Consider the following 25,374-nt stretch of genomic DNA (forward strand, 5'->3'; position numbering starts at 1 on the left):
GGGGTGGGCCGGCCGCCGTCACTCCTGGGTGGCGGCCTTGTCGGTCGCGTCGTCCGCGATGCGTTCGTGGTGGCGGATGACCTCGGCGATGATGAAGTTGAGCAGCTTCTCGGCGAAGGCCGGGTCGAGCTTGGCGCTCTCGGCGAGGCGGCGCAGCCGGGCGATCTGGTGGGCCTCGCGGGAGGGGTCGGCGGGAGGAAGCTGGTGGGCGGCCTTGAGGTGGCCGACCTGCTGGGTGCACTTGAAGCGTTCGGCGAGCATGTGGACGACGGCGGCGTCGATGTTGTCGATGCTGTCGCGCAGCCGGGCGAGTTCGGCGCTGACGTCGGGGTCGGCTTCCTGGGGCTTGCTGGTGGTCATGGCAGCCAACCCTACGTGGCCCGTGGCGCCCCCGATCTTGGGGAAGCCGTGCGGCGGGCGCCCGCGACGGGGGTCGCGGGCGCCGCGTGTACGGGGTGTACGGGCCGTCCGTACGGGTCGTGCGGCTCGCGCACGGGTCGCGCGCGTGGCGCGCGTGGTGCAGGTGGCGCGATCCGGACGGGTGGTGCGGGGTGCCGGTCAGAGGGTGGCGGCGTACCTGGCTATGTCGGCGGCGAAGGTCGAGACCTCGCTGTAGACGCCGGGGTATCCGGGCCGGGCGCAGCCCTCGCCCCAGCTCACGATGCCGACCTGGACGTAGGCGCCCGTGTCGTCCTTGCGGAACATGGGTCCGCCGGAGTCTCCCTGGCAGGTGTCGACGCCGCCCTGGGCGACGAATCCGGCGCAGATCTCTTCGCCGGGGACGAGGTCGCTGCCGTACGCCTGCTTGCAGGTGGCGTCGTCGACGAAGGGAACGGTGGCCTTGAGCAGGTAGCGCTGCTGGGAGCCGCCTTCGCGGGCGGCGCCCCAGCCGGCGACGGTGAAGTTGCCGTTGTTGTAGGCGGTGTTGGTGGCGATCTTCAGGGTGGGCAGCGCGATGGGGCTGGCGAGCTTGATGAGGGCCCAGTCCTTGCCCTTGCCGTTGTAGCCGGGGGCCTGGAGCACCTTGGTGGACTTGACCTTGACGGCGCTGCTGCTCTGGAGGTCCACGACGCCGGCGGTGGCGGTGATGGAGGTGTTGGTGCCGGAGCCATTCACGCAGTGCGCGGCGGTCAGGACGATGTTCTGGGTGTAGAGGGCTCCGCCGCAGCCCATGGAGAGGCGGACCATGAAGGGGAATTCGCCCTGGGCTGCGCGTGTCCCGCCGACGACGGGCGCGGGGGCGGCGTGTGCGGACAGCGGCTGGAGGGACACGGTGGCGATGGCGACCGCGGCGACGGCGAGCAGTCTTCTGATGACGCCGTACTTCCTGAGAGACTTCAACGCGCTTCCTTTCGTGGGGGGTTGTCCGCCGGGCGGCTGCACGGGAGAACGCATGGGGAAGCATTCATGGCGTGCACCTGCCAAGCTGGTGGGGATTATGGGGACCCGCCGCGGCACCGGGCAAGAGCCCCATTCCGGCCAGCCGCCGTCCCGCTCCCCTCCCTCGGGCGGAACCCCGCCTACAGTGGAGAGGAGTTCCGGCGTCTTCCGGGGGTGCGGACGTGGCGAACGGCGGACCCGTCGAGCACGGCTACCCGCACCTGGACACGGTGCGGGCGTCGATCACCGCGCTCTACAGACGGCTCTCGTACGACACCGTCCACACCTTCGAGACCAGCGTGGCGCCCGCCGACGTGGCCTTCGCGGACGTCGACGACCTGCACCTGGGGGCCCAGCGCGTCGCCCGCGAGATGGTGCGGCACTACCGGCTGCCGGACGCCCGGATGGTCGTCGGCTTCCGAGAGATGACCCACGCGGCGCACGTCGAACTCGCCGCGGGGCCCGAGTACTTCATCGAGCTCAACGACCGGTTCCGCACCCATCGCCGGGACATCGGCGCCGCGCTCGCCCACGAGGTGATGCACGTCTACCTGCACCGCCTGGACCTCTCGTTCCCCGGCACCCGCGACACCGAGATCCTCACCGACACGGCCGCCGCCTACCTCGGCGCGGGCTGGCTCCTCCTCGACGCCTACCGCGAGGACTCCGCGTCCTCGCAGAAGCTCGGCTACCTGACACCCGAGGAGTTCGGCTACGTCCTCGCCAAGCGCGCCCTGGTCTTCGGCGAGGACCCCTCGGTGTGGTTCACCAGCCCGCAGGCGTTCACCGCGTACACCAAGGGCATGGAACTGGCCCTGCGCGACGGGCGGCAGCCCCCGCTGACCGCGGCCGGCTGGGCGGGCCGCCGCCGCTACGCCAGGGACCGCCGCCACGCCCAGGACCACCGCACCCCCGACCGCTCCGGCGTCACCTACGCCTTCGCCCCCGACGACCGCGGACCACTGCGCGTCTCCTTCCCCTGCCCGACCTGCCACCAGCGCATCAGGGTGCCGGTCCGGGGCCGGGTACGGGCGCGGTGCGCGCTGTGCCGCACGGTGCTGGAGTGCGACACGTAGGGGTCCCGTCCGGGCCGTGCCGCAGGCTCGACGGGCGCGCCGCCTCACGAGAGCGCCGTCCACGGGCCGGGCGAGGTCCCCGAGGCGGGCGGGGTGAGGCAGAACACCCGGAAAGCCTTTGCCTCGCGCGTCCGTGGCGAGCGAGGGTCGAGGGATGAGCACGAACGACCCGACCGCACTCCTCTTCCCCGCCGTGTACGAGGGGGACGAGGACACGGTCGTGCGGCTGCTGCGGTCCGGGGTGAGCCCGGAGGCGGTCGACGAGGACGGCCAGAGCGCCCTGTACCTGGCCGCGGTGAGCGACCGGCCCTCCGTCGTACGGCTGTTGCTGGCCGCCGGCGCCGAGCCCGACCGGCTCAGCCTCGGCACGGACGCTCCCCTGTGCGGAGCCGCCTGCGGCGGTCACACGGAGGTGGTCCGCGCCCTGCTCGCGGCGGGGGCGCACCCGGACACCGTGGAGGCGTTCGGTTTCACCGCGCTGACCTGGGCCCTGCGACGGGGGCACACCGCCGTCGCGGAGGCGCTCCTGACGGCGGGCGCGGACCCCGGCCGGCCCGGCCCCGGGGGCGAGCCCCCGCTGGTGACGGCCGCGCACCGGGGCTCGGCGGGCTGCGTACGGGCCCTGCTCGCGCACGGGGCGGGCGCGCGGGGCGAGGCCCTGGCGGAGGCCCGCCGGCTGCTCGGCGTCGGCGTGGAGGCCGAACTGCGGGAGAGCCTGGCCCGCACGCACGGCACCGGCCACGCGTCGGTCACCCACCGGCATCCGTCACCCGAGGGCACCACCGTCGAGGTACAGCTCCTGGACGCCGGGGGCAGGCCGTTCGCGGGCGACGAACTCGGGACCGGCCACGCGGAGATCGTCGCCCTGCTGAAGGCGAGCACGATCCGCCCGCACCCGGGGTCCTGACGGATCCGGGAGCGGCACGACAGCGCGCACGTCCCGGACGCCCCGGCGGTCCCGGTGCCGCGGGGCGCGCCCGCGGGCGCGCGTCTTCTACCGCGCCCCGTACACCGCCCCCGGAGTACCGGACCGGGCCAGGAGTTCGCGGGCCGTCTCGCCGGCCTCCGCCGGGGTCCGGCGGGCTCCCTTGTCGGCGCTCGGGCCCGGACGCCAGCCCTCCATCACCGTGATCCGGCCGCCCTCGGTCTCGAAGACCCGGCCGGTGACCCCGGCGCTGGCCGCCGATCCGAGCCAGACGACCAGCGGCGAGACGTTGCCGGGGTCCATGGCGTCGAATCCGCTGCCGGGGGCGGCCATGGTCCCGGCGAAGACGCGCTCGGTCATCCGTGTACGGGCGGCCGGGGCGATGGCGTTGACCTGGACGCCGTGGCGTTCCATCTCGGCCGCCGCGACCAGCGTCAGAGCGACGATGCCGGCCTTGGCGGCGCTGTAGTTGCCCTGTCCGACCGACCCGAGCAGGCCCGCGCCGCTGCTGGTGTTGACGACCCTGGCGTCGGGCGTACGGCCCGCCCTCGCCTCCGCGCGCCAGTGCGCGGCCGCCTGTCTGAGCGGCAGGAAGTGCCCTTTCAGGTGGACCCGTACGACGGCGTCCCAGTCGTCCTCGTCGAGGTTGACCAGCATCCGGTCGCGCAGGAATCCGGCGTTGTTGACGAGGGTGTCGAGGCGCCCGTACGTCTCCAGGGCGGTGCGGACGAGGGAGGCGGCGCCGTCGGCCGTCGCGATGTCACCGCCGTGGGCCACCGCCTCGCCGCCGGCCGCGCGGATCTCCTCGGCCACCTCCCGGGCCGGGCTGTCCGCCGCGGGGAGGCCGTCGAGGCCGACGCCGAGGTCGTTGACCACGAGCCGGGCACCCTCGGCGGCGTACGCCAGCGCGTGCGCCCTGCCGAGCCCGCGGCCCGCGCCCGTGACGATGACGACCCGTCCCTCGCACAGCGGTCGTGCGCTCATCGTGTCTCCCCCGGCTGGTCCTTGTTGGCGGTGGCGGCGTCGAGGAAGGCGGGCCGTTCCCCGCCTCCGTGGACGAGGAGGGAGGCGCCGCTGATGTAGGAGGCGGCGTCGGAGGCGAGGAAGACGGCGGCGGCGCCGACGTCCGAGGGGTCGGCGAGGCGGCCCAGCGGGACGGTGCGGGCGACGGCGGCGAGGCCGTCCCCGCCGCCGTAGTGCAGATGGGCCTGTTCGGTGCGGACCATGCCGACGACCAGCGTGTTGACGCGGATGTGCGGCGCCCATTCGACGGCCATGGAGCGGGCCAGGTTCTCCAGGCCCGCCTTGGCGGCGCCGTAGGCCGCGGTGCCGGGCGAGGGGCGTGAGCCGCTCACGCTGCCGATCATCACGATCGAGCCCCGGCTGCGCCTGAGGTGGCCGCGGGCCGCGACCGACGCGGTGAGCGGAGCGGTGAGGTTGAGCTCGATGACCCGGGCGTGCCGCTCGGCGTCCGCGTCGGCCAGCGGCCGGTAGGGGGCGCCGCCGGCGTTGTTGACCAGGACGTCGAGCCGGGGCAGGGCGTCGAAGAAGGCCCGCACCGCGGCCGGGTCGCGCAGGTCGAGGGGGACGAACTCGGCCTTGCCGAGGGGGGTCTCGGGAGGCCGTCGGGCGCAGACGACGACGTGTGCGCCGGCCCGCTCGAAGGCGCGGGTGATGCCCGCCCCGACGCCCCGCGTGCCGCCGGTGACGACGACGGTCCGGCCGCCGAGGTCCACGGCGGACCCGGGCCGGTCCTTGGTGTCCGTGTCCGGGTTGTCCACAGGGCCTCCCGCGCGGCCTCGATCGCTGCTAGCTTCGCATCACACCTAACAAACGTTTGGTGGAAAGGTAGCTGATGTGGCCATGGGTGTCTCCACCTCGTCCCCGGAAAAGGGGATTTCCGTCGTCACGGTCGACTTCCCGCCGGTGAACGCGCTGCCGGTGCGGGGCTGGTTCGATCTCGCCGACGCCGTGCGCGCTGCGGGCGGCGACCCCGGGGTCCGCTGTGTCGTCCTGAGAGCGGAGGGGCGCGGGTTCAACGCGGGCGTCGACATCAAGGAGCTGCAGCGCGACCCCACCGGCGGGGGCGCGCTGGTCGGCGCGAACCACGGCTGCGCCGAGGCCTTCGCCGCGGTGTACGAGTGCGAGGTGCCCGTCGTGGCCGAGGTGCACGGCTTCTGCCTGGGCGGCGGCATCGGGCTCGTGGGGAACGCGGACGCGATCGTGGCGAGCGAGGACGCCGTGTTCGGGCTGCCCGAGCTGGACCGCGGCGCGCTCGGGGCGGCCACGCACCTGGCCCGTCTCGTCCCCCGGCATCTGATGCGGGTCATGTACTACACCTCGCGCACGGCGACGGCGGCCGAGCTGCACGCCCACGGTTCGGTGTGGCGGGTCGTGCCGCGCGAGGAGCTGCGGGCGGCGGCGCTGGAACTGGCGCGCGAGATAGCGGCCAAGGACGGCCGGCTCGTCCGGCTCGCGAAGGCCGCCATCAACGGCATCGATCCCGTCGACGTGCGCCGCAGCTACCGCTTCGAGCAGGGCTTCACCTTCGAGGCGGCCCTCGCCGGTGTGGCCGCCCGTGTCCGCGACACCTTCGGCAAGGAGGGCCCCAGGTGAGCGACAAGACCATGTCGGCGCGGGACGTCGTCGGCCGGCTGGAGAGCGGCATGACGCTCGGCATCGGCGGCTGGGGATCGCGCCGCAAGCCGATGGCCCTGGTGAGAGCGCTGCTCCGCAGCGAGATCACCGATCTGACCGTCGTGTCGTACGGCGGCCCGGACGTGGGGCTGCTCGCCGCCGCCGGCCGGATCCGCACGCTCGTCACCGCGTTCGCGACGCTCGACTCCGTCCCGCTCGAACCGCATTACCGCGCGGCCCGCGAGCGCGGCGCGTTCGAGCTGAGGGAGGTGGACGAGGCGATGTTCATGTGGGGGTTGCACGCGGCGGCGAACCGGCTGCCGTTCCTCCCGGTGCGCGCGGGTCTCGGCTCGGACGTGATGCGGGTCAATCCGGGCCTGCGGACGGTGACCTCGCCGTATCCGGACGCGGTCTCGGGGATCCGGGAGGAGTTCGTCGCGATGCCGGCGCTGCGCCTGGACGCGGCGCTGGTCCACGTGAACCGGGCGGACCGCGCGGGCAACGGCCAGTACCTGGGCCCCGATCCGTACTTCGACGACCTGTTCTGCGAGGCGGCGGACGCGGCGTACGTCTCCTGCGAGCGGATCGTCGACACGGCGGAGCTGACGAAGGAGGCCGCCCCGCAGACCCTGCTGCTGCGGCGGTCGTCGGTGACCGGCGTGGTGGAGACGCCGAACGGGGCGCACTTCACGTCGTGCGTCCCGGACTACGGACGGGACGAGGCCTTCCAGAAGCTGTACGCGGCCACGCCGTACGCCGCGTTCGCCGAGCGGTTCCTCGGCGGTGACGAACACGCCTATCAGAGTGCCGTGCGCGACTGGTGGAAGGAGCGGGAGCGGTGAACGCGGAGGGAGCGGGAGCGGTGGGCGTCACCCGGGCCGAGTACTGCGTGATCGCGTGTGCCGAGGCGTGGCGGGGCGACGGCGAGGTGCTCGCCAGCCCGATGGGCCTGATCCCGTCCATCGGCGCCCGGCTGGCCCGGCACACCTTCTCGCCGGATCTGCTGCTGACCGACGGAGAGGCGCTGCTCGTCGGTCTCGACGGCACCCCGGAGGGCTGGCTGCCGTACCGCAGGCACCTGACGGCGGTGACCGGCGGGCGGCGGCACGTGATGATGGGCGCGAGCCAGCTCGACCGGTTCGGCAACCAGAACATCGCGTGCGTCGGCGACTGGGCGCGGCCCCGGCGCCAGTTGCTGGGGGTACGCGGTGCTCCGGTCAACACCCTGAACAACCCGACCAGTTACTGGATCCCCAGACACTCGACACGGGTGTTCGTCGAGCGGGTCGACATGGTGTGCGGGGTGGGGTACGACCGGGCCGGCGCCGCGGGTCCGAGCGCCACCCGGTTCCATCGTCTGCCCCGGGTGGTGACGGACCTGGCCGTCCTCGACTTCGCGACGCCCGATCACTCGATGCGGCTGGTGTCCGTCCACCCGGGCGTGGGCGTCGGGCAGGTCGTGGACGCGACGGGTTTCGGGCTGAGCGTCCCGGACGAGGTGCCGTTCACCCGCGAGCCGACCGCGCGGGAGCTGGAGCTGATCCGCACGGTGATCGACCCGGCCGGTCTGCGCGAGGGGGAGGTGCCCGATCCGCGGTCCGCCGGGCCGGCCGCCGACGCGGGCGGGCGGGGGGCCGCCGGTCCGGGCGGTGGCGCACGGGGCGGGGGGACCTCCGGCGGTCCGGACGGGGGCGGTCGCTGATGGAGACCGCGCTGACCCGGCTCGTGGGTGTCCGGCATCCCGTCGTGCAGACCGGCATGGGCTGGGTGGCGGGGCCCCGACTGGTCTCGGCGACGGCGAACGCGGGCGCGCTGGGCGTCCTGGCCTCGGCGACGATGACGCTCGACCAGCTCCGTGACGCCGTGCGGGAGGTCAAGTCCCGTACGGACCGGCCCTTCGGCGTGAACCTGCGTGCCGACGCCGGGGACGCGGGCGACCGGGTGCGGATCATCGTGGAGGAGGGGGTGCGCGTCGCGTCGTTCGCGCTCGCCCCCTCCCGCGAGCTGATCGCCGGGCTGAAGGAGGCGGGGGTGGTCGTCGTGCCGTCCGTCGGTGCCCGGCGGCACGCCGAGAAGGTGGCGGCCTGGGGCGCCGACGCGGTGATCGTGCAGGGCGGCGAGGGCGGCGGTCACACCGGGGAGGTGGCGACGAGCGTGCTGCTGCCCCAGGTGGTGGACGCCGTGGACATCCCCGTGGTGGCTGCGGGCGGCTTCCACGACGGGCGGGGTCTCGTGGCGGCGCTGGCCTACGGGGCGGCGGGCATCGCGATGGGCACGCGGTTCCTGCTGACCTCCGACTCGACCGTTCCCGACGCGGTGAAGGCGAGGTACCTGGCGGCGACGGTGAAGGACGTGACCGTGACGACGGCCGTCGACGGGCTGCCGCACCGCATGCTGCGCAGTGAACTCGTCGACGCCCTGGAGGGGGCGGGGCGCACCGGGGCGCTCGTGCGGGCGGTGCGCCGGGCCGCCGGGTTCCGGCGGATCTCCGGGCTGTCCTGGTCCCGGATGGTCCGTGACGGTCTGGCCATGCGGCACGGCAGGGATCTGAGCTGGAGTCAGGTCCTGCTCGCCGCCAACACGCCGATGCTCCTGAAGGCGTCGATGGTGGACGGCCGGACGGACCTCGGGGTGATGGCGTCGGGGCAGGTGGCGGGGGTGATCGAGGACCTCCCCTCCTGTGCCGAGCTGGTCGGGCGGGTGATGGCGCAGGCCCACGCGGTCCTGAAGGCCCTTCCCGCACCGGAGGGACCGGAACCCACCACCCCCGAAGCACGCCCCGCCCCACCCGCCTGAACACCGCGCCTACACACGGCCCACCTCCTGGCACACGGCCTCCGTCCTCCCGCCGCACGGCCCCCGCCCCACGTGCCGCACGGGCTGCTCCCCCGCCCGCGCGACGGCCCGCCCCCGGCCTCGCCCCCGAGCCGGGGAGGGGCCGGGGGCGAGGCCGGGCGGGACCAGGCGGAGCCGGGCGGGCTCGGGGGCAGAGCCGGCCGAGCCCGGTGGCAGTCCCGGGCCGAGGTCCGGGCCGGGCCCGGGGTTTCAGAGGCGTTCGATGATCGTCACGTTCGCCTGGCCGCCGCCCTCGCACATCGTCTGGAGTCCGAACCGGCCGCCGGTGCGTTCCAGTTCGTGCAGCAGCGTGGTCATCAGCCGTACGCCGGTGGCGCCGAGGGGGTGGCCGAGGGCGATCGCGCCGCCGTTGACGTTGACCCTCTCGGGGTCCGCGCCGGTCTCCTTGAGCCAGGCGAGGACGACCGGGGCGAACGCCTCGTTGATCTCGACGAGGTCGATGTCGGCCATGGACATGCCGGTCTTCTTCAGGGCGTGGGCGGTGGCCGGGACGGGGGCCGAGAGCATGCGGATGGGGTCCTCGCCACGCACGGAGAGGTGGTGGACGCGGGCCCGGGGGGTGAGGCCGTGTTCGCGGACCGCCCGTTCGGAGGCGAGCAGCATCGCGGCGGCGCCGTCGGAGACCTGGGAGGAGCAGGCGGCGGTGACGGTGCCGCCCTCGACGACCGGTTTCAGGGCCGCCATCTTCTCCAGGGTGGTGTCGCGGCGCGGGCCCTCGTCGGCGGTGACGTCGCCGAGGGGGACGGTCTCGCGGGCGAAGCGGCCCTCGTCGGCGGCGCGTATCGCCCGCTGGTGGGAGCGGAGGGCGAACTCCTCCTGGTCGCGGCGGCTGATGCCCCATTTGGCGGCGATGAGTTCGGCGCCGTGGAACTGGTTGACGGGGCGGTCGCCGTAGCGTGCCCGCCAGCCCTCGCTGCCCGCGAAGGGTCCTTCGGTGAGGCCGAGGGGTTCGGCGGCCTGGCGGGAGGCGAAGGCGATGGGCACCTGGCTCATGTTCTGCACCCCGCCGGCGACGACGAGGTCCTGGGTGCCGGACAGGACGCCCTGGGCGGCGAAGTGCACGGCCTGCTGGGAGGAGCCGCACTGCCGGTCGACGGTGACCCCGGGCACCTCCTCGGGCAGTCCGGCCGCCAGCCAGCTCGTACGGGCGATGTCGCCGGCCTGCGGTCCGACGGTGTCCAGGCAGCCGAGGACGACGTCGTCGACGGCGGCCGGGTCCACGCCGGAGCGTTCGACGAGGGCCTTGAGCACGTGGGCGGCGAGGTCGGCGGGGTGGACCGCGGCGAGTCCTCCCCGGCGTCGCCCGACGGGTGTGCGGACCGCTTCGACGATGTAGGCCTCGGCCATGACGACTCCCTTGCGGAGGTGAGTGGTTCGCTGCGGTTACTCACGGACGGAGATGCCGTCGAGCACCATCGACAGGTACTGCCGGGCGATCTCCTCGGGGCTGTGCTGACCGCCGGGGCGGTACCAGGACGCGGCGACCCACACGGTGTCGCGCACGAAGCGGTAGGTGAGGCGGATGTCGAGGTCGGCGCGGAAGACCTCGGCGCCGACTCCGCGTTCCAGGGTGCTCAGCCAGGCCTTCTCGAAGTTGCGCTGGGACTCGGCGAGGAAGGCGAAGCGCTCCTGTGCGGCGAGGTGGCGGGACTCCTTCTGGTAGATCGCGACGGCCGCGCGGTGCCGGTCGATCTCCCGGAAGGATTCGGTGACGAGGGCTTCCAGGGTTTCCCGGGGGCCGAGTCCGGCGCCGAGGACGGTGTCGTAGCCGTCCCAGAGTTCGTCGAGGAAGGTCCGCAGGATCTCCTCGAGCATCGATTCCTTGGAGTCGAAGTGGTAGTAGAGGCTGCCCGCGAGCATCCCGGCCTCGTCCGCGATCTTGCGGACGGTGGTGGCGTTGTAGCCCTGTTCGGCGAACACCTCGGCGGCGGTGCCGAGGAGTTCGCGTCGGCGCTCGGGAGTCGCGGTCACCTGGGGCTTCTTCTTGGTAGGCACCGGGTCATTGTCGTCCTAGGCGTGCTGGCCGCTCACGGACACGACCTCGCCGGTCAGGTACGAGGAGTAGCCGGAGGCGAGGAACACGATCGCGTTGGCCACCTCCCAGGGTTCGGCGTGGCGGCCGAACGCCTCGCGGGCGGTGAGTTCTTCGAGCAGTTCGGGGGTGGTGACCTTCACCAAGTGGGGGTGCATGGCGAGGCTGGGCGCGACGGCGTTGACGCGGACGCCGTAGGCGGCGGCCTCGATCGCGGCGCAGCGGGTGAGGGCCATGACGCCCGCTTTCGCGGCGGCATAGTGGGCCTGTCCGGCCTGTGCGCGCCAGCCGAGGACGGAGGCGTTGTTGACGACGGCTCCGCCGCCGCCGTGTTCCCTGAGGCGTCGCAGGGCGGCGCGGGTGCAGCGGAAGGTGCCGTTCAGGGTCACGTCGAGGACCGTGGACCACTGGTCGTCGGTCATGTCGGCGAGGGGTGCGGTGCCGCCGAGGCCCGCGTTGTTGACGACGATGTCCAGTCGGCCGTGGAGGTCCTCGGCGGTGTCGAAGAGGGCCTGGACCTGGTCCTCGGCGGTGACGTCACAGGGCAGCGCGGCGACCTGGTCGGGGCCGAACTCACCGGCCAGGGTCTCGGCGGTCTCCCCCAGCCGGCGGGTGTGGGCGTCGCTGATCAGGACGCGGGCGCCCTCCTCCAGGAACCGGCGTGCGGTGGCCCCGCCGATGCCGGCGCCCGCGGCGGCGGTGATGACGGCGGTGCGGCCCTTCAGGAGTCCGTGGCCGGGTACGTACGCCGGGCTCTCGACGTCGCTCATGGCTCCAAGCTAACCTACCAAACACTTGTTAGGGAAGCTCCGCCGGAAGGTGCCGCCGATGGACCTCACCCGCTCCCCCGCCGACGAGGCGTTCCGCGCCGAGGCCCGCGCCTGGCTGGACGTCCACGTCCCGGCGGTCGCGCTCCCCTCCCTGGAGACCGGGGAGGGCTTCGCGGCGCACCGGGAGTGGGAGGCCGAACTGGCGGCGGACCGCTGGTCGGTGGTGTCGTGGCCCGCGGAGTACGGCGGCCGGGACGCGGACCTCGTGCGCTGGCTGGCGTTCGAGGAGGAGTACCACGCGGCGGGCGCGCCGGGCCGGGTCGGGCAGAACGGCATCAGTCTGCTGGCGCCGACCCTGTTCGAGCACGGCACCGCGGAGCAGCGGGCGCGCGTGCTGCCTTCGATGGCCACCGGCGAGGTGGTGTGGGCGCAGGCGTGGTCCGAACCCGAGGCGGGTTCGGACCTGGCCGGCTTGAGGTCGCGCGCGGTGCGCGTGGACGGCGGCTGGCTGCTGCGGGGGCACAAGACGTGGTCGTCGCGGGCCGCGTTCGCGGACCGCGCCTTCGGTCTCTTCCGCAGTGAGCCCGGGCTGGCGAAGCCCCACCAGGGCCTGACGTACTTGATGTTCGATCTGCGCGCGCCGGGTGTGACGGTGCGCCCGATCGGGCGTCTGGACGGCAGGCCGGCCTTCGCGGAGCTGTTCCTGGACGACGTGTTCGTGCCCGACGAGGACGTGATCGGCGAGCCGGGGCGGGGCTGGCGGGTGGCGATGTCGACGGCGGGAAACGAACGCGGGCTGACGCTGCGTTCGCCGGGCCGTTTCCTGGCGGCCGCGGACCGGCTGGCCGCCTCGTGGCGCGCGTACGGGGACCCGTCGGACTCGGCGCTGCGCGACCGGGTGGCCGACGCGGTGATCGGCGCCCGCGCCTATCAGCTCTTCGCGTACGCCCACGCCTCGCGGCTGCTCGCAGGGGAGAACATCGGGCCGGAGTCCAGTCTGAACAAGGTGTTCTGGTCGGAGCTCGACATCGCGCTGCACGAGACGGCCCTCGATCTGCTGGGCGCCGAGGGCGAGGCGGCGGACACCGCGTGGTGCGAGGGGTACGTGTTCGCGCTCGCGGGACCCGTCTACGCGGGCACCAACGAGATCCAGCGCGACATCATCGCCGAGCGGCTGCTCGGCCTTCCGAAGGGCCGCCGCTGATGCGCTTCCTCCTCGACGCCGAGCAGCACGCCTTCGCCGCCTCCCTGGACGCGATGCTGGCGGCCGCGGACACGCCGTCGGTGGTGCGGGCGTGGGCGGGCGGCGACCACGCGCCGGGGCTGGCCCTGTGGTCGCGGCTGGCCGGGGCGGGCGTGTTCGCGCTGGCGGCCCCGGAGGCGTACGAGGGGGTGGGACCGCTTCCCGTGGAACTGGCGGTCGCCTTCCTGGAACTGGGCCGGCACGCGGTCCCGGGTCCGGTGGTGGAGACGGTCGCCGCCGCCGTGCTGCTGGGCGAGCTGAGCGCGCTGGGCGAACCGGGTCCGGCCGAGCGGCTGCTGCCGGGGATCGCCTCGGGCAAGAGCCTCGCCACCCTGGTCCTGCCTGGCGGCCACGCGCCCGCAGCGGGTGCTTCGGCACCGTCCGGCGGGCACAGGCCCGACCCGGCAACCCTGCCCGACAGTCACACGCCCGACCCGGCAACAGCACCTTCCGGCAGCCACGCGCCGGACCCGGACCCGGCGGCCCTGTCCTGCGGTCACGCGCTCGACGCGGACGCGGCGGCGGTGTCGCTCGTGGTGGACGGTGACGGGCTGCGGCTCGCATCCGGTCACGGGCCGGTGCGGGTGTCCGTGGACCGGGCCCGCCGGCTCGCCCGTCCGGACAACGGCGGCGAACTCCTGGCCGCCGGACCGCTGGTCGCCCGCGCGGCGCTGCGGGCGCTGGTCTGGGCCCGGCTCGCCACCGCGGCCCAGTCCCTCGGGGTGGGCCTCGCCCTCCTCGGCCGGACCGTCGAGTACGTCGGGCGGCGGACCCAGTTCGGGGTGCCCGTCGGCTCGTTCCAGGCGGTCAAGCACCGGCTCGCGGACGCGCTGGTCGCCCTGGAGTTCGCGCGCCCGCTGCTGTTCGGGGCCGCGCTGTCGACGGCGCCGGCGGAGGTGGCCGCCGCGAAGGTCACGGCGTGCGAGGCGGCGTACGGAACGGCGCGGGCCGCGCTGCAGTTGCACGGCGCGATCGGCTACACCGCCGAGTACGACCTGTCGCTGTGGTTCACCAAGGCCCGCGCGCTGCGTTCGGCCTGGGGGACCCCGGCCGAGTGCAGGGCCGAGGCGCTGGCCGGTCTCAGTGGTGGTGGCCGTCCTCCCCGCTCGTGAGCGTCCGGTACTCCTCGGCCGTCGGTTTCGGGATCCTGGTGCCGGGCCCGTACAGGGCGCGTGCCAGCCGGGCGCGCAGCCGCTGGGACGGGCGGACCCGGCGGGCGACGCCGTTCGCGTCGACGAGCGGGCCCACCTCGTAGGGCGGCGGCTGTTCGTGCTGGGTGAGGGTGAACCGCTGTGCCGGGGTGAGGGGTTCGTGGACCTCGACGTACTCGCCGTGCGGCAGCATCTTGATCGTGCCGGTCTCGCGTCCGTGCAGCACCTTGTCGCGGTCGGCGCGTTGCAGCCCCAGGCAGATGCGCTTGGTGAGGACGTAGGCGAGCGCGGGCCCGGCGAAGACGGCGACGCGGACGAACCAGGTGATGGCGTTGATCGACAGGTGGAAGTGGGTGGCCCACAGGTCGTTGCCGCCGCCGACGAGCAGGACGGCGTAGAGCGTCAGCCAGGCGACGCCGAGCGCGGTGCGGGTGGGCACGTTGCGCGGCCGGTCCAGGATGTGGTGCTCGCGCCGGTCGCCGGTGACCCAGGCCTCGATGAAGGGGTAGGCGGCGATGGCGGCCATGACGAGCGGGAAGAGCGCGAAGGGGATGAAGACGCCGAGCTGGAGGGTGTGACCGAAGGCGTTGACCTCCCATCCGGGCATCACGCGGATGAGCCCTTCGGAGAAGCCGAGGTACCAGTCGGGCTGGGCGCCGGTGGTCACCAGGTCTGGACGGTAGGGCCCGAACGCCCACACGGGGTTGACGGTGGCGATCCCGCCCATGACCGCCAGGACTCCGAAGACCAGGAAGAAGAACCCGCCGGCCTTGGCCATGTAGACGGGCATGAAGGGCATGCCGACGACCGACTTCTGGTCGCGTCCGGGGCCCGGGTACTGCGTGTGCTTGTGGTGGAAGACCAGGATCAGATGGGCGACCACCAGTCCCAGCATGACGCCCGGCAGCAGCAGGACGTGGATGGGGAAGAACCTCGGGATGATGTCGTGCCCCGGGAACTCCCCGCCGAACAGGAAGAAGGAGATGTACGTCCCGACGACCGGGATCGAGAGGATGGCGCCCTGCGCGAAGCGGACGCCGGTCCCGGAGAGCAGGTCGTCGGGGAGCGAGTAGCCGGTCAGTCCGGTGAGGAGGCCGAGCATCAGCAGGGTCCAGCCGAAGAGCCAGTTGACCTCGCGCGGCTTGCGGAAGGCGCCCGTGAAGAACACCCGCATCATGTGCACGAGCATGCCGGCGAGGAAGACGAGCGCCGCCCAGTGGTGGATCTGGCGGATCAGCAGTCCGCCGCGCACGTCGAAGCTGATGTCGAGCGTGGACTCGTACGCCCGTGTCATGACGATGCCGTTCAGCGGCCCGTAGGAGCCGTGGTAGACGACCTCGACCCCGCTCGGCTCGAAGAACAGGGTGAGGTAGACGCCGGTGAGGATCAGTACGAGGAAGCTGTAGAGGCAGACCTCGCCCAGCATGAACGACCAGTGGTCCGGGAAGACCTTGCGCATGTTGGCCCTGGCCAGGGAGTAGAGGCCGAGGCGTCCGTCGGCCCAGTCGGCGAGCCGCTCCCCCCTGCCGGTCTCCGGCGCGCGCCGGGCCCGCGCCGTCCCCGTGCCGCCCGGGGGTGAAGTGCCTTTCCCGGGTGCTCCGTTCGGCGAGGTTCCCGTGGTCCGGCCGGAGTCGATCTCTCGTGCGCCCATTCGCCGCTCCCCTCGGCCCACCAGGGTGGCACGTCGGCCGGACGAAGCCAACGGGGCGTTACGGAAGGGGCGTTGGGGCGGACCGGGCCGGGGCGGGCGGTGTCCGGCCCCGGCCGCGGGGGTGACGGGCGGGTCAGGCCAGGATTCCGCGGGCCCGTGCGGCCGCCAGCCACTGCGGGAACTCCGCCACCAGCCGGTCGTACAGCTCCCCGTCGCTCACCCGGCGCGGATCCGGACCGGCGTGGAAGAAGCCGGCGTTGTCGACGGCGCGCTTCTGCGGGACGGCCAGTTCGTCGAGCCTGCGCAGGAAGTCGAACTGTTTGCTGCCGCGGTCGCCGAACCCCACGAACTGCCAGAACATCGGCAGCCGGGCGGCCTTGCACAGGTACCGCTCGGCGGCGAGCTTGTTGATCGGCCCTCCGTCGGTCTGGAAGACGACGAGGGCCGGGGCGTCGGAGCCGCTGTCGAGGTAGTGGTCGATGACGGCGTCCATGGCGAGGTGGTAGCTGGTCCTGCCCATGTGTCCGAGCCCGGCCACGATCGATTCGATCCGCCCGCGGTGGTTGCCGAGCGCGATGTCGGTGACCGCGTCGACGTCCGTGGAGAAGAAGACGACCGGGACGGTGCCGTCGTCGTCGAGGTGGGCGGACAGGCCGAGGACGCGGTCGGCGAGGGCCTGCACGCTGCCGTCGTCGTAGTACGGCTTCATCGACCCCGAGTAGTCCACCACCAGGTACACGGCGGCCCGTTGTCCGCCCAGTCCGTGCTTGGTGAGGCTGGCCCCGGCGCTCCTGTAGGGGCCCACCAGCGCGGGCGCGGTCTCCTCGATCCTGGTGAGGCCGACTCCGGTCATGCGGGCTCCCGTCGTACGAGGACTGCGGAACGACGAGATTACGTCACGGCGTCGTCATCACGTCACGGCGTCGTCCCGTCCGGGCCCGGGAACCGGCGTCCACCCGCGGCGGCCGTGGATCACGGCCCCGCGGTTCCCCGTTGTCGGAGGCGTTGGATAAGTTTGATCACCGCCGTCCCCACCGGCTCATTTCCCGCCCTGTACCCGCGCGTTCCTAGGAGCCGGCCGTGGAGTCCGAGTCCGCCGTCACCACCTGCTACCGCCACCCCAAGGTGGAGTCGCACGTGCGCTGCACCCGATGCGACCGCTACATATGCCCGAACTGCATGCGTGAGGCGGCCGTCGGCCACCAGTGCGTGGAGTGCGTGAAGGAGGGCGCGAGGTCGGTCCGGCAGGCCCGTACGGCGTTCGGGGGCCGGATATCGACGGTGCCGGCGGTGACGTACGTCCTCATCGGCCTGAACGTGCTGGCCTATCTGGCCGAGCTGCTGCGCTCCTCGTTCGTGGACCGGTTCTCGATGCTCGGCGCGGGCCTGGCGGACACGGCCGGGGGCCACTACCTCTGGGAGTCCGCGTACCCCTCCTCCTTCCACGCGGAGGGTCTGGTCGCCGGGGAGTGGTACCGGCTGCTGACCGGCGCGTTCCTGCACATGCCGCCCGCGGAGGGGACGTTCGGGATCGCCCACATCGTGATGAACATGTTCGCGCTGTGGAACATCGGCCGGATCGTCGAGGCCCAGCTCGGCCGGGTCCGCTACCTCGCGCTGTATCTGCTGTCGGCGCTCGGCGGTTCGGTCCTGGTGCTGCTGATCGCGCCGGAGGAGTCGACGATCGGCGCGTCCGGCGCGATCTTCGGCATCGGCGCCGCCTACTACGTCATGGCCCGCCGTCTCGGCGGGGACATGGGGGGCGTCAACCGCTTCATGGCCGGCCTGCTGATCTGGCTCCTGATCTCGGCGGGGCTCACGTCCTGGCAGGGGCACCTCGGCGGGCTGCTGGCGGGCGGGCTCGTGACCGCGGCCTACGCGTACGCCCCCCGCGACCGGCGTCGGCCCCTGGTCCAGGCGGCCGTCTGCGTGGGCCTTCTCGCCCTGCTGGTGCTCCTCGCGGTGCTGAAGGTGTCGGCACTGCGGACAGGTGCGGTGTAGCAGGGGGCGGTGCCCCGGCCGGCACGCCGGCGCGGGCACCGGAACCGCGCCCGGTCCGGGACCCGGCGCGGTGCCCGGTCCGGAGTCCGACGCGGTGCCCGGTCCGGAGTCCGGCGCGGGACCTGGCACGGAGCCCGGGACGGGGTCCGACGCGATGCCCGGGGCGGAGCCCGGCGCAGGGTCCTGAGCGGTTCCCGCGCCGCCCGGCGCGAGACCTCGCACGGAGCCCGGGACGGGTGGGACGGCCGCCGGTCGCGGGCGGTGACCACCGGGCGGGCGGGGTGCCCTCCGTCCGGGCCCCTTCTCGTGCGCTCCGGGGGCCGGGGCGGTGCCCGTGCCCGGTGGCACATCTGTGCGTCCGCCCGCGCGGCCGCGCGCTCCCCCGGCGGTGCGCCGGGGCTGCGTACCCTGTGCGGCATGAAACGCGCGGGTCCTCTGTCCTTCGCCCTCGCCCCCGTGCTGATCACGGCGGCCGTCTGGCTCGCCGCGTCCGGCCACGCCCCGGACGACGGCAAGGGCGGCACGGCGTCCGCGGCTCGCTCCCGTGCCGCGGACGGGGCGGAACGGACGGCCGACGACGGGACGGTCGCCGCTCCGTCTGCGGGTCTCGCCGCCCGGGACAAGAAGGAGCTCGCCCAGCGGATCGTGGCGAGTGCCGAGAACTCCACGCTGAACTGGCGCGAGGCGTACGGCTACATCGAGGACATCGGCGACGGCCAGGGCTACACCGCGGGCCTCATCGGCTTCTGCACCGGGACCCACGACCTGCTCACCCTCGTCGAGCGCTACACAGAGGCGCACCCGGGCAACAGGCTCGCCCGCTATCTCCCGGCCCTGCGCGAGGTCGACGGCACCGACTCCCACGAGGGCCTGGACCCGGGCTTCCCGGCCGCCTGGCGTCACGAGGCCGGCCTCGCCGCGTTCCGCGAGGCGCAGGACTCCGAGCGGGACCGGGTCTACTTCGACCCCGCGGTCCGCCAGGCCAGGCTCGACGGTCTCGGCACGCTCGGCCAGTTCGTCTACTACGACGCCATGGTGCTGCACGGTCCGGGGACCGGCGACCACGGCTTCCACGGGCTGCGTGAGCGCGCCGTGCGCGAGGCGGCCCCGCCGTCCGGGGGCGGCGACGAGACGACGTACCTCGGCACCTTCCTGGACATCCGGCGCGCGGCCATGAAGTCCGAGGACCCCGACCGCGACACCACCCGCATCGACACGGCCCAGCGCCGGTTCCTCCGCGAGGGGAACCTCGGCCTGCGCACACCGCTGGAGTGGAAGGTGTACGGCGAGACCTACCGCGTGCCGTAGGTGCCGGGGGTGCGCGGACATGCGGCGGCGCCTGCCAGGGCGTCCGGTCGGGGACAGTGAGGCAGGCGCCGTCTCGTGTTCCGCACGCCTTTGTGCGGGACGTCTCGAGTGACCGTTGTCAGGTCACGCATCCATGGGTCAGACCGTCAGCGAGCGGTCCGTCGGGCGGATCGGGGCCGGCAGGTCGCTCGCCCCGGTGAGGAAGCGGTCGACCCCGCGGGCGGCCGAGCGGCCCTCCGCGATGGCCCAGACGATGAGGGACTGGCCGCGGCCCGCGTCACCGGCGACGAACACGCCGGGCACGTTGGTCGCGAAGTCGGCGTCGCGGGCGATGTTGCCGCGCTCGTCGAGCTCCAGACCGAACTGGGCGACCACGCCGTTCTCGACGTCGGTGCCGGTGAACCCCATCGCCAGGGTCACGAGCTGGGCGGGGATCTTGCGCTCCGTGCCCGGCTTCTGGTTCAGCTTGCCGCCGGTGAACTCCACCTCGACCAGGTGCAGCCACTGGACGTTGCCGTCCTCGTCGCCCTCGAAGTGGGTGGTGGAGACCGCGTAGACGCGCTCGCCGCCCTCCTCGTGCGCGGAGGTGACCTTGTAGAGCATCGGGAACGTCGGCCAGGGCTGGCCCGCGTTCCGCTCCTCGCCCGGCCGCGGCATGATCTCCAGCTGGGTGACCGAGGCCGCGCCCTGGCGGTGGGCGGTGCCCACGCAGTCCGCGCCCGTGTCGCCGCCGCCGATGACCACGACGTGCTTGCCCTCGGCGGTGATCGGGGGCGCCACGAAGTCGCCCTCCTGCACCTTGTTCGCCAGCGGCAGGTACTCCATGGCCTGGTGGATGCCGTTCAGCTCCCGCCCGGGGACGGGCAGGTCACGGGCGGTCGTGGCGCCGGCGGCGATGACCACGGCGTCGTACCGCTTGCGCAGGTCCGTCGCCTTGAGGTCGCGGCCGATCTCGATGCCCGTGCGGAAGCGGGTGCCCTCCGCGCGCATCTGCTCGATGCGGCGGTTGATGTGCCGCTTCTCCATCTTGAACTCGGGGATGCCGTAGCGGAGCAGACCGCCGATGCGGTCGGCGCGCTCGTACACCGCGACCGTGTGACCGGCGCGCGTGAGCTGCTGGGCGGCGGCGAGACCGGCGGGACCGGAACCGATGACCGCGACGGTCTTGCCGGAGAGGCGCTCGGGGGCCTGGGCCGCGACGGTGCCGCTGTCCCACGCCTTGTCGATGATCGAGACCTCGACGTTCTTGATGGTCACGGCGGGCTGGTTGATGCCGAGCACGCACGCGGACTCGCACGGCGCGGGGCACAGCCGCCCGGTGAACTCCGGGAAGTTGTTCGTGGCGTGCAGCCGCTCGGAGGCGGCCTGCCAGTCCTCGCGGTACGCGTAGTCGTTCCACTCGGGGATCAGGTTGCCCAGCGGACAGCCGTTGTGGCAGAACGGGATGCCGCAGTCCATGCAACGGCTGGCCTGCTTGCTGATGATCGGCAGCAGGGAGCCGGGGACGTAGACCTCGTTCCAGTCCTTCAGGCGCACCTCGACGGGCCGGGACTTGGCGACCTCACGGCCGTGGTTCAGAAAGCCCTTGGGATCAGCCATTGGTCGCCGCCTCCATCATCTTCTCGGTGATCGCGGACTCGTCGAGTCCGGCTCGCTCGGCGGCGTCCTTGGCGGCGAGCACTGCCTTGTACGTGCTGGGAATGATCTTGCTGAAGCGGTCCACGGCGGCGGGCCACTCGGCGAGCAGCTTCTCGGCGACCGTCGAGCCGGTCTCCTCCGCGTGCCGCTGCACGACCTCGTGCAGCCACTGCTTGTCGGCGTCGTCGAGCTGCTCGACGGCGTCCACGCTGGCGACGTTCACGTTGTCGCGGTCGAGGTCGATCACGTAGGCGATGCCGCCGGACATGCCGGCCGCGAAGTTGCGGCCGGTCTCGCCGAGGACGACCGCGTGACCGCCGGTCATGTACTCGCAGCCGTGGTCGCCCACGCCCTCGGAGACCACCAGCGCGCCGGAGTTGCGGACGCAGAAGCGCTCGCCGGTGCGGCCGCGCAGGAACAGTTCGCCGCCGGTCGCGCCGTAGGCGATGGTGTTGCCGGCGATCGTCGAGTACTCGGCGAGGTGGTCGGCGCCGCGGTCGGGGCGGACGACGACACGGCCGCCGGAGAGGCCCTTGCCGACGTAGTCGTTGGCGTCGCCCTCCAGGCGCAGCGTGACACCGCGGGGGAGGAAGGCGCCGAAGGACTGGCCCGCCGAGCCGGTGAAGGTGATGTCGACGGTGTCGTCGGGCAGGCCCGCGCCGCCGAACTTCTTCGTCACCTCGTGGCCGAGCATGGTGCCGACGGTGCGGTTGATGTTGCGGATCGCGACCTGGGCGCGGACCGGCTGGGCGTCGGTCGCGGAGTCCGCGGCCAGCGCGTCGGCGGCGAGCCTGATCAGCTCGTTGTCGAGCGCCTTCTCCAGGCCGTGGTCCTGCTCGACGACCTGGTGCAGGGCCGCGCCCTCGGGCAGTTCGGGCACGTAGAAGAGCGGGGACAGGTCCAGGCCCTGCGCCTTCCAGTGGGTGACGGCGCGCTCCACGTCGAGGGTCTCGGCGTGGCCGACGGCCTCCTCGATGCTGCGGAAACCGAGCTCGGCGAGGATCTCGCGGACCTCTTCGGCGATGAACTTGAAGAAGTTCACGACGTGCTCGGCCTTGCCGGCGAAGCGGTCGCGCAGCACCGGGTTCTGGGTGGCGATGCCGACCGGGCAGGTGTCGAGGTGGCAGACGCGCATCATGACGCAGCCGGAGACGACGAGCGGCGCGGTCGCGAAACCGAACTCCTCGGCGCCGAGCAGCGCGGCGATGACGACGTCGCGGCCGGTCTTGAGCTGGCCGTCGGTCTGCACGACGATGCGGTCGCGCAGGCCGTTGAGCAGCAGGGTCTGCTGGGTCTCGGCGAGGCCGAGCTCCCAGGGGCCGCCCGCGTGCTTGAGCGAGGTGAGCGGGGAGGCGCCGGTGCCGCCGTCGTGGCCGGAGATGAGCACGACGTCCGCGTGGGCCTTGGAGACGCCCGCCGCGACCGTGCCGACGCCGACCTCGGAGACCAGCTTCACGTGGATGCGGGCCTTCGGGTTGGCGTTCTTGAGGTCGTGGATGAGCTGGGCCAGGTCCTCGATGGAGTAGATGTCGTGGTGCGGCGGCGGGGAGATCAGGCCGACGCCCGGGGTCGAGTGACGGGTCTTGGCCACCCACGGGTAGACCTTGTGGCCGGGCAGCTGGCCGCCCTCGCCGGGCTTGGCGCCCTGGGCCATCTTGATCTGGATGTCGTCGGCGTTGACCAGGTACTCGGAGGTGACGCCGAAGCGGCCGGAGGCGACCTGCTTGATGCTGGAGCGGCGCGCCGGGTCGTACAGGCGCTCCGGGTCCTCGCCGCCCTCACCGGTGTTGGACTTGCCGCCCAGCTGGTTCATGGCGATGGCGAGGGTCTCGTGCGCCTCCTTGGAGATGGAGCCGTACGACATGGCGCCGGTGGAGAAGCGCTTGACGATCTCGGAGACCGGCTCGACCTCGTCGACGGAGATCGACGGGCGGTCCGACTTGAAGCCGAACAGGCCGCGCAGCGTCATCAGGCGCTCGGACTGCTCGTTGACGCGGTCGGTGTACTTCTTGAAGATCTCGTAGCTGCCGGAGCGCGTCGAGTGCTGGAGGCGGAAGACCGTCTCCGGGTCGAACAGGTGCGGCTCGCCCTCGCGGCGCCACTGGTACTCGCCGCCGATCTCCAGGGCGCGGTGCGCGGGGGCGATGCCGGAGGCGGGGTAGGCCTTGGCATGCCGGGCGGCGACCTCCTTGGCGATGACGTCGAGGCCGGCGCCGCCGATCTTGGTGGCCGTGCCGTTGAAGTACTTCTCGACGAACGCGGTCTCCAGGCCGACGGCCTCGAAGACCTGGGCGCCGCGGTAGGAGGCGACGGTCGAGATGCCCATCTTGGACATGACCTTCAGCACGCCCTTGCCGAGGGCGTAGATCAGGTTGCGGATGGCCTGTTCGGCCTCGATGCCGGACAGGAAGGTGCCGGCGCGGACGAGGTCCTCGACGGACTCCATCGCCAGGTACGGGTTGACGGCCGCGGCGCCGTAGCCGATGAGCAGGGCGACGTGGTGGACCTCGCGGACGTCCCCGGCCTCGACCAGCAGGCCCACGTGGGTGCGCTGCTTGGTGCGGATGAGGTGGTGGTGGACGGCCGCCGTGAGCAGCAGCGAGGGGATCGGCGCGTGCTCGGCGTCGGAGTGGCGGTCCGACAGGACGATCAGGCGGGCGCCGTTCTCGATGGCGGCGTCGGCCTCGGCGCAGATCTCCTCGATGCGGGCGGCCAGCGAGTCGCCACCGCCGGAGACCCGGTACAGGCCGGAGAGCGTCGCGGCCTTCATGCCGGGCATGTCGCCGTCGGCGTTGATGTGGATGAGCTTGGCCAGCTCGTCGTTGTCGATCACCGGGAAGGGCAGGGTGACGCTGCGACAGGAGGCGGCCGTCGGGTCCAGCAGGTTGCCCTGCGGGCCCAGCGAGGAGCGCAGGGAGGTGACCAGCTCTTCGCGGATCGCGTCCAGCGGCGGGTTGGTGACCTGGGCGAACAGCTGGGTGAAGTAGTCGAACAGCAGACGCGGGCGCTGCGAGAGCGCGGCGATCGGCGAGTCCGTGCCCATCGAACCGATCGGCTCGGCGGCGGCCTTGGCCATCGGCGCGAGAATGATCCGCAGCTCCTCCTCCGTGTAACCGAAGGTCTGCTGGCGGCGGGTGACCGAGGCGTGGGTGTGCACGATGTGCTCGCGCTCGGGGAGGTCGGAGAGCTCGATCTCGCCGGCCTCCAGCCACTCCGCGTAGGGCTTCTCGGCGGCGAGACCGGCCTTGATCTCGTCGTCCTCGATGATGCGGTGCTCGACGGTGTCGACGAGGAACATCTTGCCGGGCTGGAGGCGGCCCTTGCGGACGACCTTGGCGGGGTCGATGTCGAGGACGCCGACCTCGGAGCCGAGGACGACGAGGCCCTCGTCGGTGACCCAGTAGCGGCCGGGGCGCAGGCCGTTGCGGTCGAGGACCGCGCCGACCTGGGTGCCGTCGGTGAAGGTGACGCAGGCCGGGCCGTCCCAGGGCTCCATCATCGTGGAGTGGAACTGGTAGAAGGCGCGCCGGGCCGGGTCCATGGAGTCGTGGTTCTCCCACGCCTCCGGGATCATCATCAGCACGGAGTGGGGCAGCGAACGGCCGCCGAGGTGCAGGAGTTCGAGCACCTCGTCGAAGGAGGCCGAGTCGGAGGCGTCCGGGGTGCAGACGGGGAAGATCCGCTCCAGCTTGTCCTGGTCCCCGAACAGCTCCGAGGCGAGCTGGGACTCGCGGGCGACCATCCAGTTGCGGTTGCCCTTGACCGTGTTGATCTCGCCGTTGTGCGCGACGAAGCGGTACGGGTGGGCGAGCGGCCAGCTCGGGAAGGTGTTGGTGGAGAACCGGGAGTGCACGAGCGCGATCGCGGAGGCGAAGCGGCGGTCGGACAGGTCCGGGAAGAAGGGCTCCAGCTGGCCGGTGGTCAGCATGCCCTTGTAGACGATGGTCCGCGCGGACAGCGAGGGGAAGTAGACCCCGGCCTCGCGCTCGGCGCGCTTGCGCAGCACGAAGGCGCCGCGGTCGAGGGCGATGCCCTCGCTCTTTCCGTCGGTGACGAAGATCTGGCGGAAGGCCGGCATCGTCGACCGGGCGGTGGCGCCGAGGAGTTCGGGGGCGACCGGGACCTCGCGCCAGCCGAGGACGGTGAGGCCCTCCTCGGCGGCGATCGCCTCGATCTGGGCGACGGCGTCGGCGGTGCCGTCGTTCGGGAGGAAGGCGATTCCTACCGCGTACGCGCCGGCTGCGGGAAGTTCGAATCCGGCCACTTCGCGGAGGAAGGCGTCCGGGACCTGGGAGAGGATGCCGGCGCCGTCACCCGAGTCGGGCTCGGATCCGGTGGCACCGCGGTGTTCCAGGTTGCGCAGAACGGTGAGCGCCTGCTCGACCAGCGCATGGCTCGCCTCGCCGGTGAGGGTGGCCACGAAGCCGACGCCACAGGCGTCCTTTTCGTTGCGGGGGTCGTACATACCCTGCGCAGCAGGGCGAGCATCCATGAAGGACCACTTCCGGTCGTTCGTGGAGTGCTGGGACGGCTGGCGCGGCGTACGCATCGGCTCTCCCGTCGTCGTCGGGGCGGGGAGTCTCCCGGGCTCTTGAGGCGCTGGGGAGACGGCTGCCGAGGGACGACGTTGGCCCTCTGCTGGGTGCGAAATTTCGTGCAGGTTACATGATGGAGTGGTTCTCGGAAACCGGATACTTCGTTCCAAC

21 protein-coding genes are annotated in these 25,374 nt (G+C 72.7%); 10 read left to right on the forward strand and 11 right to left on the reverse strand.

The features are described 5' to 3' along the window. Window positions 1–18: 18 nt before the first annotated feature. Window positions 19–360, reverse strand: coding sequence for a chorismate mutase (locus ACFW6B_RS14905; RefSeq protein WP_386595822.1), 342 nt, complete (start codon window positions 358–360; stop codon window positions 19–21). Window positions 361–558: 198 nt separating this feature from the next. Next, window positions 559–1,395 carry a S1 family peptidase gene (locus tag ACFW6B_RS14910; RefSeq protein WP_386595824.1) on the reverse strand — a complete coding sequence of 279 codons (837 nt, stop codon included), beginning with the start codon at window positions 1,393–1,395 and terminating at the stop codon, window positions 559–561. Window positions 1,396–1,562: 167 nt separating this feature from the next. Here ACFW6B_RS14910 and ACFW6B_RS14915 point away from each other — a divergent pair, with 167 nt between their 5' ends. Together ACFW6B_RS14915 and ACFW6B_RS14920 are read left to right on the forward strand one after the other, a co-directional pair. After that, the gene (locus tag ACFW6B_RS14915) at window positions 1,563–2,456 is read left to right on the forward strand and encodes a hypothetical protein (RefSeq protein ID WP_386595825.1); all 894 of its coding nucleotides are present in this window, start codon (window positions 1,563–1,565) and stop codon (window positions 2,454–2,456) included. 154 nt (window positions 2,457–2,610) lie between these two features. Further along, window positions 2,611–3,363, forward strand: a complete 753-nt coding sequence (locus tag ACFW6B_RS14920; protein ID WP_386595827.1) for an ankyrin repeat domain-containing protein — start codon at window positions 2,611–2,613, stop codon at window positions 3,361–3,363. Window positions 3,364–3,450: 87 nt separating this feature from the next. Here ACFW6B_RS14920 and ACFW6B_RS14925 read toward each other — a convergent pair whose 3' ends face one another. Beyond that, window positions 3,451–4,365 carry an SDR family oxidoreductase gene (locus tag ACFW6B_RS14925; RefSeq protein WP_386595829.1) on the reverse strand — a complete coding sequence of 305 codons (915 nt, stop codon included), beginning with the start codon at window positions 4,363–4,365 and terminating at the stop codon, window positions 3,451–3,453. Beyond that, window positions 4,362–5,117: an SDR family oxidoreductase gene (locus ACFW6B_RS14930; protein ID WP_386595968.1), complete on the reverse strand. Its 756-nt coding sequence runs from the start codon at window positions 5,115–5,117 to the stop codon at window positions 4,362–4,364. Before ACFW6B_RS14930 ends, ACFW6B_RS14925 begins: the two co-directional genes overlap by 4 nt. A 127-nt stretch (window positions 5,118–5,244) precedes the next feature. Here ACFW6B_RS14930 and ACFW6B_RS14935 point away from each other — a divergent pair, with 127 nt between their 5' ends. Genes ACFW6B_RS14935 through ACFW6B_RS14950 form a run of 4 tightly spaced genes read left to right on the forward strand, consistent with a single transcriptional unit; the run spans window position 5,245 to window position 8,814 of the window. After that, a complete protein-coding gene (locus tag ACFW6B_RS14935; RefSeq protein ID WP_386595831.1) occupies window positions 5,245–5,997 on the forward strand; it encodes an enoyl-CoA hydratase family protein in 753 nt (250 codons plus the stop codon). Next, window positions 5,994–6,860 (forward strand): CoA transferase subunit A, encoded by an 867-nt coding sequence (locus ACFW6B_RS14940; RefSeq protein ID WP_386595833.1) that lies wholly within the window; start codon window positions 5,994–5,996, stop codon window positions 6,858–6,860. Before ACFW6B_RS14935 ends, ACFW6B_RS14940 begins: the two co-directional genes overlap by 4 nt. After that, the gene (locus ACFW6B_RS14945) at window positions 6,857–7,720 is read left to right on the forward strand and encodes a CoA-transferase subunit beta (RefSeq protein ID WP_386595835.1); all 864 of its coding nucleotides are present in this window, start codon (window positions 6,857–6,859) and stop codon (window positions 7,718–7,720) included. Before ACFW6B_RS14940 ends, ACFW6B_RS14945 begins: the two co-directional genes overlap by 4 nt. After that, entirely contained in the window at window positions 7,720–8,814 is a 1,095-nt protein-coding gene (locus ACFW6B_RS14950; protein ID WP_386595837.1) for an NAD(P)H-dependent flavin oxidoreductase, read from the forward strand. The genes ACFW6B_RS14945 and ACFW6B_RS14950 overlap by 1 nt, the downstream gene beginning before the upstream one ends. 249 nt (window positions 8,815–9,063) lie before the next feature. Here ACFW6B_RS14950 and ACFW6B_RS14955 read toward each other — a convergent pair whose 3' ends face one another. The 3 genes from ACFW6B_RS14955 to ACFW6B_RS14965 are packed head-to-tail and all read right to left on the reverse strand — an operon-like array spanning window position 9,064 to window position 11,676. Beyond that, window positions 9,064–10,221, reverse strand: coding sequence for an acetyl-CoA C-acetyltransferase (locus ACFW6B_RS14955; protein ID WP_386595839.1), 1,158 nt, complete (start codon window positions 10,219–10,221; stop codon window positions 9,064–9,066). Between the two features lie 36 nt (window positions 10,222–10,257). Next, complete coding sequence (locus ACFW6B_RS14960; RefSeq protein WP_386595841.1) at window positions 10,258–10,869, reverse strand: TetR/AcrR family transcriptional regulator; 612 nt, start codon at window positions 10,867–10,869, stop codon at window positions 10,258–10,260. Window positions 10,870–10,884: 15 nt separating this feature from the next. Next, window positions 10,885–11,676, reverse strand: a complete 792-nt coding sequence (locus ACFW6B_RS14965; RefSeq protein WP_386595843.1) for an SDR family oxidoreductase — start codon at window positions 11,674–11,676, stop codon at window positions 10,885–10,887. 58 nt (window positions 11,677–11,734) lie between these two features. Between ACFW6B_RS14965 and ACFW6B_RS14970 the strand changes: the two genes are divergently transcribed. After that, a complete protein-coding gene (locus ACFW6B_RS14970; RefSeq protein ID WP_386595845.1) occupies window positions 11,735–12,880 on the forward strand; it encodes an acyl-CoA dehydrogenase family protein in 1,146 nt (381 codons plus the stop codon). Further along, window positions 12,880–14,031 (forward strand): acyl-CoA dehydrogenase family protein, encoded by a 1,152-nt coding sequence (locus ACFW6B_RS14975; protein ID WP_386595847.1) that lies wholly within the window; start codon window positions 12,880–12,882, stop codon window positions 14,029–14,031. The genes ACFW6B_RS14970 and ACFW6B_RS14975 overlap by 1 nt, the downstream gene beginning before the upstream one ends. Here ACFW6B_RS14975 and ACFW6B_RS14980 read toward each other — a convergent pair. Both ACFW6B_RS14980 and ACFW6B_RS14985 read right to left on the reverse strand, forming a co-directional pair. Continuing rightward, window positions 14,000–15,721, reverse strand: a complete 1,722-nt coding sequence (locus ACFW6B_RS14980; protein WP_386595849.1) for a cytochrome bc complex cytochrome b subunit — start codon at window positions 15,719–15,721, stop codon at window positions 14,000–14,002. The two genes, ACFW6B_RS14975 and ACFW6B_RS14980, sit on opposite strands and share 32 nt — an antisense overlap. A gap of 133 nt (window positions 15,722–15,854) precedes the next feature. Then, window positions 15,855–16,574 (reverse strand): vWA domain-containing protein, encoded by a 720-nt coding sequence (locus ACFW6B_RS14985; protein ID WP_386595851.1) that lies wholly within the window; start codon window positions 16,572–16,574, stop codon window positions 15,855–15,857. Between the two features lie 227 nt (window positions 16,575–16,801). Here ACFW6B_RS14985 and ACFW6B_RS14990 point away from each other — a divergent pair, with 227 nt between their 5' ends. Together ACFW6B_RS14990 and ACFW6B_RS14995 are read left to right on the forward strand one after the other, a co-directional pair. Continuing rightward, entirely contained in the window at window positions 16,802–17,722 is a 921-nt protein-coding gene (locus ACFW6B_RS14990) for a rhomboid family intramembrane serine protease (protein WP_386595853.1), read from the forward strand. A gap of 417 nt (window positions 17,723–18,139) precedes the next feature. Next, the gene (locus tag ACFW6B_RS14995) at window positions 18,140–19,030 is read left to right on the forward strand and encodes a chitosanase (RefSeq protein WP_386595855.1); all 891 of its coding nucleotides are present in this window, start codon (window positions 18,140–18,142) and stop codon (window positions 19,028–19,030) included. Between the two features lie 138 nt (window positions 19,031–19,168). On the opposite strand, the gene ACFW6B_RS15000 is transcribed toward ACFW6B_RS14995, so the two are convergent. Both ACFW6B_RS15000 and gltB read right to left on the reverse strand, forming a co-directional pair. Further along, window positions 19,169–20,629, reverse strand: coding sequence for a glutamate synthase subunit beta (locus ACFW6B_RS15000; protein WP_386595857.1), 1,461 nt, complete (start codon window positions 20,627–20,629; stop codon window positions 19,169–19,171). Then, the gene (gltB, locus tag ACFW6B_RS15005) at window positions 20,622–25,217 is read right to left on the reverse strand and encodes a glutamate synthase large subunit (RefSeq protein ID WP_386595858.1); all 4,596 of its coding nucleotides are present in this window, start codon (window positions 25,215–25,217) and stop codon (window positions 20,622–20,624) included. The genes ACFW6B_RS15000 and gltB overlap by 8 nt, the downstream gene beginning before the upstream one ends. Window positions 25,218–25,374 lie beyond the last annotated feature (157 nt).

It is taken from the genome of Streptomyces sp. NPDC058751 (assembly GCF_042746485.1).
In the GTDB taxonomy this organism is placed as follows: Bacteria; Actinomycetota; Actinomycetes; order Streptomycetales; family Streptomycetaceae; genus Streptomyces.